Source organism: Stenotrophomonas sp. 364 (genome assembly GCF_009832905.1).
Classification (GTDB): Bacteria; Pseudomonadota; Gammaproteobacteria; order Xanthomonadales; family Xanthomonadaceae; genus Stenotrophomonas; species Stenotrophomonas maltophilia_AP.
This window is the reverse complement of sequence record NZ_CP047135.1, coordinates 3139330-3151367: the sequence shown is the minus strand read 5'-3', so window position 1 is coordinate 3151367 and position 12038 is coordinate 3139330. Positions and strand designations below refer to the sequence as shown.

General features: G+C 67.8%; 13 protein-coding genes. 10 read left to right on the top strand and 3 right to left on the bottom strand.

The genetic code is table 11. The features are described from left to right. Positions 1-14 precede the first annotated feature (14 nt). Positions 15-488, top strand: a complete 474-nt coding sequence (locus GQ674_RS14295) for a chemotaxis protein CheW (RefSeq protein ID WP_159497606.1) — start codon at positions 15-17, stop codon at positions 486-488. Positions 489-690: 202 nt separating this feature from the next. Here the strand turns inward: GQ674_RS14295 and GQ674_RS14290 are convergent, their stop codons facing one another. Both GQ674_RS14290 and bioA read right to left on the bottom strand, forming a co-directional pair. After that, positions 691-1425, bottom strand: coding sequence for a 16S rRNA (uracil(1498)-N(3))-methyltransferase (locus tag GQ674_RS14290; protein ID WP_159497605.1), 735 nt, complete (start codon positions 1423-1425; stop codon positions 691-693). Beyond that, positions 1416-2807, bottom strand: coding sequence for an adenosylmethionine--8-amino-7-oxononanoate transaminase (gene bioA / locus GQ674_RS14285; RefSeq protein WP_159497604.1), 1392 nt, complete (start codon positions 2805-2807; stop codon positions 1416-1418). The genes GQ674_RS14290 and bioA overlap by 10 nt, the downstream gene beginning before the upstream one ends. 50 nt (positions 2808-2857) lie before the next feature. Between bioA and nudE the strand changes: the two genes are divergently transcribed. The 9 genes from nudE (at position 2858) to GQ674_RS14240 (ending at position 10158) form a co-directional block, all read left to right on the top strand. Further along, positions 2858-3406, top strand: a complete 549-nt coding sequence (nudE, locus tag GQ674_RS14280; RefSeq protein ID WP_128097892.1) for an ADP compounds hydrolase NudE — start codon at positions 2858-2860, stop codon at positions 3404-3406. After that, positions 3403-4206, top strand: coding sequence for a 3'(2'),5'-bisphosphate nucleotidase CysQ (cysQ, locus tag GQ674_RS14275; RefSeq protein ID WP_159497603.1), 804 nt, complete (start codon positions 3403-3405; stop codon positions 4204-4206). The genes nudE and cysQ overlap by 4 nt, the downstream gene beginning before the upstream one ends. A gap of 23 nt (positions 4207-4229) precedes the next feature. Then, positions 4230-5042 carry a nucleoside triphosphate pyrophosphohydrolase gene (mazG, locus tag GQ674_RS14270; RefSeq protein WP_159497602.1) on the top strand — a complete coding sequence of 271 codons (813 nt, stop codon included), beginning with the start codon at positions 4230-4232 and terminating at the stop codon, positions 5040-5042. Beyond that, a complete protein-coding gene (locus tag GQ674_RS14265) occupies positions 5039-5362 on the top strand; it encodes a YnfA family protein (RefSeq protein WP_159497601.1) in 324 nt (107 codons plus the stop codon). The genes mazG and GQ674_RS14265 overlap by 4 nt, the downstream gene beginning before the upstream one ends. A 238-nt stretch (positions 5363-5600) precedes the next feature. Beyond that, positions 5601-6563 carry an SPFH domain-containing protein gene (locus tag GQ674_RS14260; RefSeq protein WP_159497600.1) on the top strand — a complete coding sequence of 321 codons (963 nt, stop codon included), beginning with the start codon at positions 5601-5603 and terminating at the stop codon, positions 6561-6563. A 1-nt stretch (position 6564) separates the two neighbouring features. Then, complete coding sequence (locus GQ674_RS14255; RefSeq protein WP_159497599.1) at positions 6565-6996, top strand: NfeD family protein; 432 nt, start codon at positions 6565-6567, stop codon at positions 6994-6996. Positions 6997-7071: 75 nt separating this feature from the next. Continuing rightward, positions 7072-8184 (top strand): glycine cleavage system aminomethyltransferase GcvT, encoded by a 1113-nt coding sequence (gcvT, locus tag GQ674_RS14250; RefSeq protein WP_159497598.1) that lies wholly within the window; start codon positions 7072-7074, stop codon positions 8182-8184. Between the two features lie 89 nt (positions 8185-8273). Continuing rightward, positions 8274-8669, top strand: a complete 396-nt coding sequence (gene gcvH / locus GQ674_RS14245) for a glycine cleavage system protein GcvH (protein WP_128097886.1) — start codon at positions 8274-8276, stop codon at positions 8667-8669. A gap of 937 nt (positions 8670-9606) precedes the next feature. Beyond that, positions 9607-10158, top strand: a complete 552-nt coding sequence (locus GQ674_RS14240) for a histone (protein ID WP_128097885.1) — start codon at positions 9607-9609, stop codon at positions 10156-10158. Positions 10159-10631: 473 nt separating this feature from the next. On the opposite strand, the gene GQ674_RS14235 is transcribed toward GQ674_RS14240, so the two are convergent. Beyond that, positions 10632-12020, bottom strand: a complete 1389-nt coding sequence (locus tag GQ674_RS14235) for a serine hydrolase domain-containing protein (RefSeq protein WP_159497597.1) — start codon at positions 12018-12020, stop codon at positions 10632-10634. Positions 12021-12038 lie beyond the last annotated feature (18 nt).

Genomic DNA, 12038 nt, shown 5'->3' with positions numbered 1-12038 from the left:
TCAGGAATCACGCCATGAGTTACGCCAGCAACGACGAAATCCGCGGGGTATTGATCCAGGCCGGCCACGAGCGCGTGCTGCTGCCCAATGCCACCGTGGCCGAGATGATGTCCAAGGTGGCCGTGCAGGGCGTGCCGGATGCCCCGGCCTGGCTGGTCGGCCAGATTGCGTGGCACGGGTGGGACGTACCGCTGCTCTCGTTCGCGCGGCTGTCCGGGCTGGGCGACGAACTGGTCACCAGCAACAACAAGGTGGTGGTGCTCAAGGCGCTGGGCGGCAACCCGAAGCGCCCGTATTTCGCGCTGCTCACCCAGACCTTCCCGCAGCTGATCTCGGTGCCGCGTGACGGCCTGCTGGCCGACGCCTCCGAGGAAACACTGCCGCAGGGCGTGCACATGCGCGTGCTGCTGGGCGAGCAGAGCGCGCTGCTGCCCGACCTGGACGCGCTGGAAGCGGCGCTGGACGAGGCGTACCCGGTCGCGGGGTAGGTTCGCATTCGCGAAACCTCCCACGATCTGCGGCGCAGATCGTGGGCCCCCCGCAAACACTTCTCCAGATCCCCGCGCCTGGCGGCGCGCCCCCTTGACTCAAGGGGGCTGTTCCACCTGCCGGCACATCGGGCATCGGCCATTCATGCATCCAGCCGGATGAGGTAGCGGCCAACGGTCGCTACCTATCGGAATGTGATGGTCAGCCCAGGTCGCCCAGCCGCGCCTGTACCGCCGCGATGGCGGCCAGCCCCGCCGTTTCCGTGCGCAGGATGCGCGGACCCAACTGCAGCCCCTGGAAGCCCGCCTCGGCCAATGCCTGCCGATCCCGGGGCGACCAGCCGCCCTCCGGCCCGATCGCGATCACCACGCCGCCCGGGGCTGGCTGCAGGGTGGACAGGCGATGCTCTCCCAGTGGGTCCAGGGTGAGTTTGAGGGCCTCGGCCGGCACCTGCCGTGCGGCGTCCAGAAGTGATTGCGGTGCGGCCACGGCCGGCACGCGGGCCCGCCCGGACTGGCCACACGCCGAGACCACCACGCTGTGCCAGTGCGCCAGGCGCTTCTCCGCGCGCGCCGCATCCAGTTTCACTTCGGTCCGCTCGGCGTTGACCGGCACGATCGCGTTGACCCCCAGCTCGGTGGCCTTCTGCAGGATCAGGTCCATCTTCTCGCCGCGGGCGATGCCCTGCAGCAGGGTGATGTGCAACGGCGATTCGTTGGCCACCGCCAGCGCGGCGTCGATGCGCACCTGGGCATCGCGCTTGCCCACCACCACCAGGGTGGCGCTGTAATCGTGGCCGTCGCCGTTGAACAGCACGCAGCCGTCGCCCTCGCGCAGGCGCATCACCCGCACCAGGTGATTGGCCGCCTCTTCGGGCAGCGGCAGGGTCTGGCCCACCGCCAGCGGGTTCTCGACATGGCACCGGGTCACGCGCATGCAACAGCCTCCTCGATCGCGGCCAGGGTGGTCTGGGCCAGCAGGTCCAGGTGGTCGTCGTCCACACAGTAGGGCGGCATCCAGTACAGCACGTTGCCCAGCGGGCGCAGCACCACGCCACGCTTGAGCGCGGCGGTGTAGGCGTGCAGGCCTACCCGCGCCTCGACCGGGAACGGCGTGCGTTTGTCGCCGTTGCGGGTCAGTTCGAAGGCCACCACCATCCCGGCCTGGCGCACGTCGGCCACGTGCGGGTGGTCGGTGAACGGGGCGGCCAGTGTGCGCATCACCTCGGCGGTGCTGCGGTTGCGTGCGATCACGTCCTCGCCGGCGAAGATGTCCAGCGTGGCCAGGGCCGCGGCGCAGGCCAGCGGATTGCCGGTGTAGCTGTGCGAGTGCAGGAACGCGCGCTCGCGCGAATCGTCCAGGAACGCGTCGTACAACGCCTGGGTGGCCAGCACCGCCGACAGCGGCAGGAAGCCGCCGGTCAGGCCCTTGGACAGGCACAGCAGGTCGGGCATCACCCCGGCCTGTTCGCAGGCGAACATCGTGCCGGTGCGCCCGAAGCCGGTGGCGATTTCATCGGCGATCAGGAACGCACCGTTGGCATCGCACAGTTCGCGCGCACGCTGCAGGTATACCGGGTCGTGCATGCGCATGCCGCCGGCGCACTGCAGGCGCGGCTCCAGGATCACCGCGCAGATCTCGCCGGGGTGCTGGTCGAACAGGGTGGCCAGGGCATCGGCGGCCTGGTGCGCACGTTGCGCTGCGGTCTGCCCGTCCTCGGCCAGGTAGGCGTCCGGCGATGGCGCAAACAGCGCCTCGGTCAGCAGCGGCGCGTACACCCGGCGGTACAGCGGGATGTCGCCCACCGACAGCGCGCCCAGCGTCTCGCCGTGGTAGCCGTTTTCCAGTGCCACGAAGCGGGTGCGGTGGTGTTCGCCGCGGTTGCGGAAGTAGTGGAAGGCCATCTTCAGAGCCACCTCGACCCCGGCCGAGCCGTTGTCGGCATAGAACACCTTGGCCAGCGGCTCGCGCCCGGCCTGGCGGGGGGCGATCGCCAGAAGGCGCTCGGCCAGTTCCACCGCAGGCTCATGGCTGAAGCCGGCCAGCATCACCTGTTCCAGCTGGGTGGCCTGCTGTGCGATGGCGCCGCCGATCCGCGGATGCGCGTGGCCGAACAGATTGGTCCACCAGCTGCTCACCGCGTCCAGGTAGCGTTTGCCGTCATGATCGATCAGCCACGGGCCTTCGCCACGCGCGATCGGCACCAGCGGCAGGGTGTCGGGGTGCTCGCGCATCTGCGTGCACGGATGCCACAGCACGGCTAGGTCGCGTTGCCGCCACCGATCGGCCAGCGTTAAGGGGGCTGGGTCTGCTAGCATTTCAGGCTCATGAAGACGTTTTCACCAGCTCCCATTCTAGAGATGCTCGCATGAGCCGTCGCCTGCCCATCATCCACAAGATCACGGACGAGCAGAGCGGGCCGTTCCAGCGCCAGCACCTTGACCTGGAATTCTCCAACGGCGAGCGCCGCCGCTTCGAGCGGCTGGTCAGCCACGGTCATGGCGCGGTGGTGGTGGTGCCGATGCTGGACGATGAGACGGTGCTGCTGGTGCGTGAATACGCCGCCGGCATGCACCGCTACGAGCTTGGCCTGGTCAAGGGCCGCATCGATGCCGGCGAAAGCCCCGAGCAGGCGGCCGACCGCGAGTTGAAGGAAGAGGCCGGTTACGGCGCCCGGCGCCTGGACGTGCTGCGGGCGATGACCCTGGCCCCCACCTACATGAGCCACCAGTCGTGGCTGGTGGTGGCACGCGACCTGTATCCCGAACGCCTGGTCGGCGACGAGCCCGAGGAACTGGAAGTGGTGCCCTGGAAGCTGGCCGAGCTGGACCAGCTGATGCTGCGTGAGGATTTTTCCGAGGGCCGATCACTGGCGGCGTTGTTCATCGCCCGGCAGTGGCTGGAACGCGGCGCATGATCAAACTCACCACCGATCTGCGCGAAACCGTCATCGCCATCGCCCAGGACGCCGCCGCCGCCATCATGGCGGTGTATGCCACGCCGTTCGACGTGACGATCAAATCCGACCACAGCCCGGTCACCGCCGCCGACCTGGCCGCCAACGCGGTGATCGAGCGCGGCCTGCAGCAGCTCACCCCGGACCTGCCGATCCTGTCCGAAGAGTCGGCCCAGGTGCCGTGGGACGTGCGCCAGCACTGGGGCGCCTACTGGCTGGTGGACCCGCTGGATGGCACCCGCGAGTTCGTGAAGCGCAACGACGAATTCAGCGTCAACATCGCACTCATCTACCAGGGCGCGCCGGCCTTCGGCGTAGTGCTGGCCCCGGTCAGCGGGATTGCCTGGCATGCCATGCGCGGGGAGCTGGCCTACCGCCGCGTGGGGATGCACGACACCGTCCTGCGCGCACGCGCACCGGCCACGGCGCCGCTGAAAGTGGCCGCCAGCCGCTCGCACCGCAGCGCGCAGACCGAGGCCCTGCTGGCGCGGATGGGGGATATCGAGGTGGTCGCGCAGGGCTCGTCGCTCAAGTTCTGCCGGATCGCCGAAGGCACGCTCGACGTGTATCCACGGCTCGGCCCCACCTCCGAATGGGACACCGCCGCCGGCCAGTGCGTGCTGCACGCGGCCGGGGGCGCGGTGCTGTCGGCGGCCACGGGCAAGCCGTTCCGCTACAACCGCCGCGAAAGCCTGTTGAACGGCGATTTCATCGCCCTCGGCGACACCCGCCTGCCATGGCGCGAGTGGCTGCCCGCCTGACCCGCTGCCCCAAGGAGTACTGGATGACCGCCACCGCTGAACTGGACCGCCTGCTGGGCATCATGGCGCGGCTGCGCGACCCGCGCGACGGCTGTCCCTGGGACCTGCAGCAGGATTTCTCCAGCATCGCGCCGTACACCATCGAGGAAGCCTACGAAGTCGCCGATGCGATCGACCGCGGTGATCTGGTCGACCTGCAGGACGAACTGGGCGATCTGCTGCTGCAGGTCGTGTTCCATGCGCAGATGGCCAGCGAACAGGGTGCGTTCGGCTTCGCCGAGGTGGCCCGCTCGATCAGCGACAAGATGCAGCGCCGTCACCCGCATGTGTTCGCGCAGGCGCAGGTCGACGGCGCCGAGGACGTGAACACGAACTGGGAGGCGATCAAGCGCGCCGAGCGCGCCGCCAAAGGCCATGCCGACACCTCCGCCCTGGCCGGTATTTCGCGCGGCCTGCCGGAGTGGCAGCGGGCGATGAAACTGCAGGCGCGCGCGGCGCGGGTCGGATTCGACTGGCCCGGCCCGGCGCCGGTGATCGACAAGGTGCGCGAAGAGCTGGACGAGGTGGCCGCCGAGTTCGCGCGCGGCGCGGTCGAGGACAACCACGCCCGCCTGCAGGAGGAGCTGGGCGACCTGCTGTTCGTCTGCGCCAACCTGGCCCGCCACGCCAAGGTGGACGTGGGCGCGGCGCTGCGCCAGGCCAACCACAAGTTCGAGCGCCGCTTCCGGGCAATGGAAGCGCAGGCCGAGGCCGCGGGCCACGCAATGGCCGCGCTGGACCTTGAGGCGCAGGAGCAGCTCTGGCAGCAGGCCAAGGCCGACGAAGCCACCCGGTGAAAACGCTGCTGCTGTTCATCCTCACCGCGGTGGCCGAAATCGTCGGCTGCTACCTGCCGTGGCTGTGGCTGCGCAAGGACGGCAGCGCCTGGTTGCTGCTGCCGGCGGCGGGCAGTCTGGCCCTGTTCGCCTGGCTGCTGACCCTGCATCCGGCGGCCAGTGGGCGCGTGTATGCGGCCTACGGCGGGGTCTACGTCGGCACCGCGCTGATGTGGCTGTGGCTGGTGGACGGCATCCGCCCCAGCCGCTGGGACCTGCTCGGGGTCGGGCTGTGCCTGGCCGGCATGATGGTGATCATGTTCGCCCCACGCACCGCGTAACCGGGGGCGTCTGAGCAGAGCCGGCCAGCGGCCGGCACTACCGCGTTACGCGCTATGCTGCGGTCATCCGGTCCTGCAGGGCGCGCCATGTCCCCCTTCGCCAGCTTCCGCGCCTTCCAACGGTTCCATTCCTTCGCCGGCCACCGCGTGATGTTCCCGGACGTTCTCCGTGGCCGGATCCGGCTGTAGCTGCAGCGTCGCCATTCCCGGGCCACGCCCCGGGGCAAGGAGCAAGCTGATGTTTCCGACCGTGCTGTTTTCGCTGGTGCTGGCCTTCGTGGCCGTGGTCATCCTGTTCAAGGCGGTGCGGATGGTGCCGCAGGGGTACGAATGGACGGTCGAGCGCTTTGGCCGCTACACCCACACCATGTCGCCCGGCCTGCACTTCCTGATCCCCATCGTGTACGGGGTAGGGCGCAAGGTGAACATGATGGAGCAGGTGCTGGACGTACCCGGCCAGGAGGTGATCACCAAGGACAACGCGGCGGTGCGCGTGGACGGGGTGGTGTTCTTCCAGGTGCTGGACGCCTCCAAGGCGGCCTACGAGGTGTCGGTGCTGGAGGTGGCGATGATCGCGCTGGTGCAGACCAACATCCGTACCGTGATCGGCTCGATGGACCTGGATGAATCGCTCAGCCAGCGCGAGGTGATCAACGCCAAGCTGCTGAACGTGGTCGACCATGCGACCAACCCCTGGGGCGTGAAGGTCAACCGCATCGAGATCCGCGACATCCAGCCGCCGCGCGACCTGCTCGATGCGATGGCGCGGCAGATGAAGGCCGAGCGCGAAAAGCGTGCGCAGATCCTGGAGGCAGAGGGGTCGCGGCAGTCGGAGATCCTGCGCGCCGAAGGCGAGAAGCAGGCCGCCGTGCTCGAGGCCGAGGGCCGCAAGGAGGCCGCGTTCCGCGATGCCGAAGCCCGCGAACGTTCGGCCGAAGCCGAGGCCAACGCGACCCGTATGGTGTCCGAAGCCATCGCCCAGGGCGATGTGCAGGCGATCAATTACTTCATCGCGCAGAAGTACGTGGAGGCGTTCAAGGAGCTGGCCACGTCCCCGAACCGGAAGCTGGTGTTGATGCCGATGGAGGCCAGCGGCGTCATCGGCTCGATCGCCGGCGTTGCCGAACTGGCGCGCGAGGCGTTTGCCAAACAGGAAGACAAGCGAACCCCGCGCGCCGTCCCGCCGCGGGCAGGAGGCTGAGATGCGCTGGGAAGTGGTGGGGTGGGGCGCGCTGGCGCTGGTGCTGTTCGCCGCCGAGGCGCTGGCACCGGGCGCCTTCATGCTGTGGATCGGCATCGGTGCGGCGGCGGTATTCGTGCTGGTAGCGGTGTTCGGCGACATTCCCCTGCTGTGGCAGGTGGTGGCCTTCGTGCTGCTGTCGGTGGTGTCCATCCAGTGCTACCGGCATTGGGGACGGGGACGCGACCGGCAGAGCGACGCGCCGCTGTTGAACCGCCGCGCCGAGCAGCTGGTGGGGCGGGTGGTGGTGATCGACCAGGACATCGTGGCAGGCAAGGGCCGGGCCAAGATCGACGACGCGTTCTGGGTGGTGGCCGGGCCGGATCTGCCGGCAGGCACCCGGGTGCGGGTGGTGACGGTGGAAGGCATGACACTGCAGGTGCAGCCGGTCTGACGCAACGCCGCAGGCGTTGTGAAGACGGTTCTGGGATAATGCCGGTCTTGCCTTCATTCCCCCGGAAAAATGGTCATGACCCAGAAGACGCTTCTCAACGACACCCACCGCGCGCTCGGCGCAAAGATGGTCGATTTCGGTGGCTGGGACATGCCCATCCATTACGGTTCGCAGCTGGACGAGCACCACCTGGTGCGCGCCGATGCGGGCATGTTCGACGTCAGCCACATGACCGTGGTCGACCTGCGCGGTGAGCAGGTCAAGCCGTTCCTGCGCACGCTGCTGGCCAATTCGGTGGACAAGCTGAAGGCCACCGGCAAGGCGCTGTATTCGTGCATGCTCAACCCGCGCGGCGGCGTCATCGACGACCTGATCGTCTACTACCTGGCCGACGACTTCTTCCGCATGGTGGTCAACGCCTCCACCCGCGAAAAGGACCTGGCCTGGATCCGCGAGCAGGCGGCCGCATTCAACGTGGACGTCACCGAGCGCGAAGACCTGGCCATCATCGCCGTGCAGGGCCCCACCGCGCGCGAGCGGGTGATCGGCCTGGTCGCCGACGGCGACCGCGCGGCGCTGGAGAAGCTGGGCCGTTTCGCCGCGCTGGAGGCCACCGCCGCCAGTGGCACGCCGCTGTTCGTGGCGCGTACCGGCTACACCGGTGAAGACGGTTTCGAGATCCTGCTGCCGCAGGCCGACGTGGTCGCGTTCTGGAATGCGCTGGCCGCCGCCGGCGTGCGCCCGGCCGGGCTGGGCGCGCGCGACACGCTGCGGCTGGAAGCCGGCATGAACCTGTACGGCCAGGACATGGATGAAGACATCACCCCCTACGAAGCCGCGCTGGCCTGGACCGTGGCGCTGGACGAGGGCCGCGAGTTCATCGGCCGTGGCGCGCTGGAAGCGCAGAAGGCGGCGGGCGACGCGCGCCAGCTGATCGGCCTGGTGATGGACGAGAAGGGCGTGTTGCGCCACGGCCAGCCGGTGCTCACCGCCAGCGGCCAGGGCGAGATCCTGTCGGGCACGTTCTCCCCGACCCTGGGCAAGGGCATTGCGTTCGCGCGGGTGCCGGCCGGTGAACTGGGCCAGGTGCACGTGGACATCCGCGGCAAGCAGGTGCCGGTACGCGTGGTGAAGTTCCCGTTCGTGCGCGAAGGCCAGGCCCAGCCGGGCGTGCTCGCCGACGCCTGATTTTTTCCCGGCGCCGACCTGTCAGTGGTCGGCGCCGGTGGTTACACTACCCCCGTTTCTTGACCCCTGATATTCCTCGGAGCAGTCCCATGAGCGAGATCCCCGGCGACCTCAAATTCCTCAAGTCCCATGAGTGGGCACGTGTCGAAGGCAATGGCCGCGTCACCGTCGGTATTTCCGACCACGCCCAGGGCCTGCTTGGCGACCTGGTGTACGTCGAACTGCCGGCCGTCGGCGATGAAGTGAAGGCCGGCCAGCAGGCGGCCGTGGTCGAGTCGGTCAAGGCCGCCTCGGACGTGTACAGCCCGGTCACCGGCACCGTGGTCGAAGTCAACGAAGCGCTGTCGGACAAGCCGGAAACCATCAACGAAGATGCCTACGGCGAAGGCTGGATCTACGTGGTCGAGTTCTCGGCCAACGACGAGTTGAACGATCTGCTGGGCCCGGACGAGTACGCCGAGCTGCTGGAAGACGACGATCACTGATCGTCGCCGGATCAGAAAGAACGGTCGCCTGGTGCGGCCGTTTTTTTTTGCCCGCGCCGTGGCCGTCAGCGCCATCGTTATCCGTGCGTGACGAAAAAACGCCAGCGATGCGGTCGGCGTTCGCGACGCCGTCGGCCGCTTATGCGCATCGGTGAGGTGTGCATTACTGTCCGGTCATGAGCGCACGTTTGGGTGTCGCCGTGTGCGCCGGGTGTCCTTGGCGCGCGCTCGCGGTGCGCATCCGGGTCGCGCGCGGCGGTGACGGCACGTCGAACCGGTGCGATCCGGGTGGCGATGACCGCCGGAAAGTTTGCGCATTTGCGTAAATCCGGTGGCAAAAAGCGATCGAAGATGTGAAAAGTTTTCGCCTCCGTTTGGGTGCGGTGTGGGTAGCGTCCGGGGTGCCGTCGGGTGCGCGCGCACTGGTGCCGGGATGCGCGCGGTGCGCGCGTGCTGAAAATACGAAAGTGCTTCTTTTAAGCGGTTTTCTTTTCGCGTGCGGCACGCGTGGCGTGTCCGGTCGCTGTGCGCGCGGCAACATTGCACGCCGTTGGCGGTGTTCGTGGAGGGGGGCGGCGTCGGCTTGCGGGGGCCTTCGGTGTGAAAATTTTTCGCCGGGGTTGTTGACAGTGAAAAAAAGCGTGATTAGGTTTCGCCACAGCAGACCTTGCTGCGAACAGAGTGAGCAGAATCGACATCCAGTCGCGAAGCACAACCTGGACATCCACCTCGCGTCAGAAGACGGTGGAGATGGCTTCGCTTCCCTCGGCGAACCGCAAGGCCCCTTCCCATTCGATACCCGCCTGGTCACCTGCGGTGGGTATCCCCGTATCCGTCACGACGCGCTTGACGCGACGGCGGTCCCCGCGATGTCGCACTGCGGGTTTGCTTTACCTGGGCGTTTTCACTCCATAGATCACTGACGAGGAGCCATCCCATGGCAACCAAGAAAGCTGCGAAGAAAAAGCCGGCCGCCAAAAAGGCCGTCAAGAAGGTAGCCAAGAAAGCCGCCGCCAAGAAGGCCGTGAAGAAGGTAGCCAAGAAGGCGGCCGCCAAGAAGACGGTGAAGAAGGCAGCGAAGAAGGCGACCGCCCGCAAGGCAGTGAAGAAGACGGCAAAGAAGGCAGTCCGCAAGGTTGCCAAGAAGGCCGCCGCCAAGAAGACCGCGAAAAAGGCAGTGAAGAAGACGGCGAAGAAGGCAGTCCGCAAGGTCGCCAAGAAGGCCGCCGCCAAGAAGACCGCCAAGAAAGCCGTCCGCAAGGTAGCCAAAAAGGCCACGGCCAAGAAGGCTGCCAAGAAGACCGCGAAAAAGGCCGTACGCAAGGTAGCCAAGAAGGCCACCGCGAAGAAGGCCACCGCACGCAAGGCGCCGGCGAAGAAGGCCGCTGCCAAGAAGGCGGTGAAGAAGGTTGCAAAGCGCAAGCCGGCCGTTCGCAAGAAGAAGGCCGCACCGGTCGCCCTGCCGGCAACCCCGGCACCGCTGATCTGACGCAGTTCCCGATGCCGTAACTGAAACCCCTTCCCTGGCAGCCCAGCGGGGAGGGGGTTTTTTTATGGGCGATCATTGTGCGCCGCAGGCGCGCGGCGCTTAGGCCGGCGGCGGCCGGATGGCATCGGGTATGCGGACCGGGGCAGACAACGCGCGGCATCATGCGGACCGGGGGCAACACGACGCCCGGCATTGTGCGGACCGGGGATGCGCGCGACGCACGGTGTTCCGGTAGAGCCGACCGTTGGTCGGCTGCTTCTTCGGCGATTCGCTGGCAGCCGACCAACGGTCGGCTCTACCGTATCCGATCGTGGCAGCCGACCAACGGTCGGCTCTACCGTTCCCGTTCGTGGCAGCCGACCAACGGTCGGCTCTACCGTATACGTTTGTGGCAGCCGACCAACGGTCGGCTCTCCCGCCCGACAAAAAAGGCGGCCAATCGGCCGCCTCGTTGATGCATCCTCGCGCCGTAATCAGCGCGGCGAGGCAACCGCGCGGTTGGACGACACGCCCTTGCGCTTGGTTGCCGGGGCGCCGTCTTCCACCATCAGGTTGTCGCTGCCGAAGTCGGTGTCCACGTCGAGCCAGCGCTGGGTCGGCAGGCCGATGGCCTGGTCCAGCACCGTCGGCAGCAGGCCGCTGGGCAGGCTGCTTTCGCCGTTCCACATGATGGCGATGCCCAGGTCGCGTTCGGGTACCAGCGCGACCAGGCCGCGATAGCCCTGCACGGCACCTGCATGGAAAATCACTTCATGCCCGGCGTAGTCGAAGTTGCGCCAGCCCAGTGCGTACCCGGCCGAGTGCAGGCGCTCGCGGCGCCAGCCCGAGCGCATCTCGCCGGGGGTATTGATCAGGGTGGAGTGCAGCGTGGCCAGCAGCGGCGCAGGCAGCACGTCGGGGCGGTGGCCGGTGTGGGCCAGCAACCACTGGGCCATGTCGCTGGCGCTGGCGTTGACGCCGGCTGCAGGCGCCAAGCGGTAGTAGGTGGGCTTCGGGTTCAGCGACACCCAGCCGTTGCGGCTGCGCACATGCGGGCGCGCCCAGCGCGAACTGGCCTGGATGCCGGCCAGGCCGAGGCTGGCGTCGTCCATGCCCAGCGGCTTGAACAGGCGGCGTTCCACCGACTGCTCGTAGAAGCTGCCCGAGGCGGCGTAGACCACGTCGCCGATCAGGCTGAAGGCCACGTTCTGGTAGGCATAGCAATCGCCCGGCAGGCACTTGAGCGAGGTCGAGGCCAGCTTGTGGGTGAGCGTGTAGTACTCGGCGTTGGCTTCCACGTCGCGGTCGTACGCGTTGTAGGGCAGGCCGACGCGGTGGCTGAGCAGGTCGGCCACGGTGAGGCGTTCGGTGGCCTCCGGCGAGCTCAGCTGGAACCCGGGCACGTAGTCGGTGACCTTGCTGTCCCAGCGCAGCGTGCCGTCGTTGACCAGCAGGCCGGCCATGGTGCCGGCGAACGCCTTGGACAGCGATGCCAAACGGAACACGGTGTGCGCATCGACCATCTGCGGGTTGTTGACGTCGGTGACGCCGTAGCCGCGCGCGCTGAGCACACGGCCGCCCTGGACGATGGCCACGGCCATGCCCGGGACGCGCTCGCCGTAGGTCAGCTGCTGGGCCATCGCTTCGATCGCAGCCACGTTGAAGCCCTGGGCCGGCGGCAGCACCTGCACGGTGGCGGGCGTGGTGCGATAGGCGGCCGGCTGGGTGTGCGCGATCGTCGCGGTGTTTTCGATGTTGACAGGGAATGCGGTCGGCGCAGCACTGGGCGTCTGTGCAGTGGACGACATCGCGATGGGCATCAACATGCCCAGCAACCCGGTGGCCGCCGAACGGATCGGGCGACGCCTGCTGTTCTGATTCATCGTTTGGGACCCGTGCGC

What these genes read in the sequence shown, in the direction of transcription:
- GQ674_RS14295 (WP_159497606.1), top strand. Translation starts at nt 15, where the DNA reads ATGAGTTACGCCAGCAACGACGAAATCCGCGGGGTATTGATCCAGGCC.
- GQ674_RS14290 (WP_159497605.1), bottom strand. Translation starts at nt 1,425, where the DNA reads ATGCGCGTGACCCGGTGCCATGTCGAGAACCCGCTGGCGGTGGGCCAG.
- bioA (WP_159497604.1), bottom strand. Translation starts at nt 2,807, where the DNA reads ATGCTAGCAGACCCAGCCCCCTTAACGCTGGCCGATCGGTGGCGGCAA.
- nudE (WP_128097892.1), top strand. Translation starts at nt 2,858, where the DNA reads ATGAGCCGTCGCCTGCCCATCATCCACAAGATCACGGACGAGCAGAGC.
- cysQ (WP_159497603.1), top strand. Translation starts at nt 3,403, where the DNA reads ATGATCAAACTCACCACCGATCTGCGCGAAACCGTCATCGCCATCGCC.
- mazG (WP_159497602.1), top strand. Translation starts at nt 4,230, where the DNA reads ATGACCGCCACCGCTGAACTGGACCGCCTGCTGGGCATCATGGCGCGG.
- GQ674_RS14260 (WP_159497600.1), top strand. Translation starts at nt 5,601, where the DNA reads ATGTTTCCGACCGTGCTGTTTTCGCTGGTGCTGGCCTTCGTGGCCGTG.
- GQ674_RS14255 (WP_159497599.1), top strand. Translation starts at nt 6,565, where the DNA reads ATGCGCTGGGAAGTGGTGGGGTGGGGCGCGCTGGCGCTGGTGCTGTTC.
- gcvT (WP_159497598.1), top strand. Translation starts at nt 7,072, where the DNA reads ATGACCCAGAAGACGCTTCTCAACGACACCCACCGCGCGCTCGGCGCA.
- gcvH (WP_128097886.1), top strand. Translation starts at nt 8,274, where the DNA reads ATGAGCGAGATCCCCGGCGACCTCAAATTCCTCAAGTCCCATGAGTGG.
- GQ674_RS14240 (WP_128097885.1), top strand. Translation starts at nt 9,607, where the DNA reads ATGGCAACCAAGAAAGCTGCGAAGAAAAAGCCGGCCGCCAAAAAGGCC.
- GQ674_RS14235 (WP_159497597.1), bottom strand. Translation starts at nt 12,020, where the DNA reads ATGAATCAGAACAGCAGGCGTCGCCCGATCCGTTCGGCGGCCACCGGG.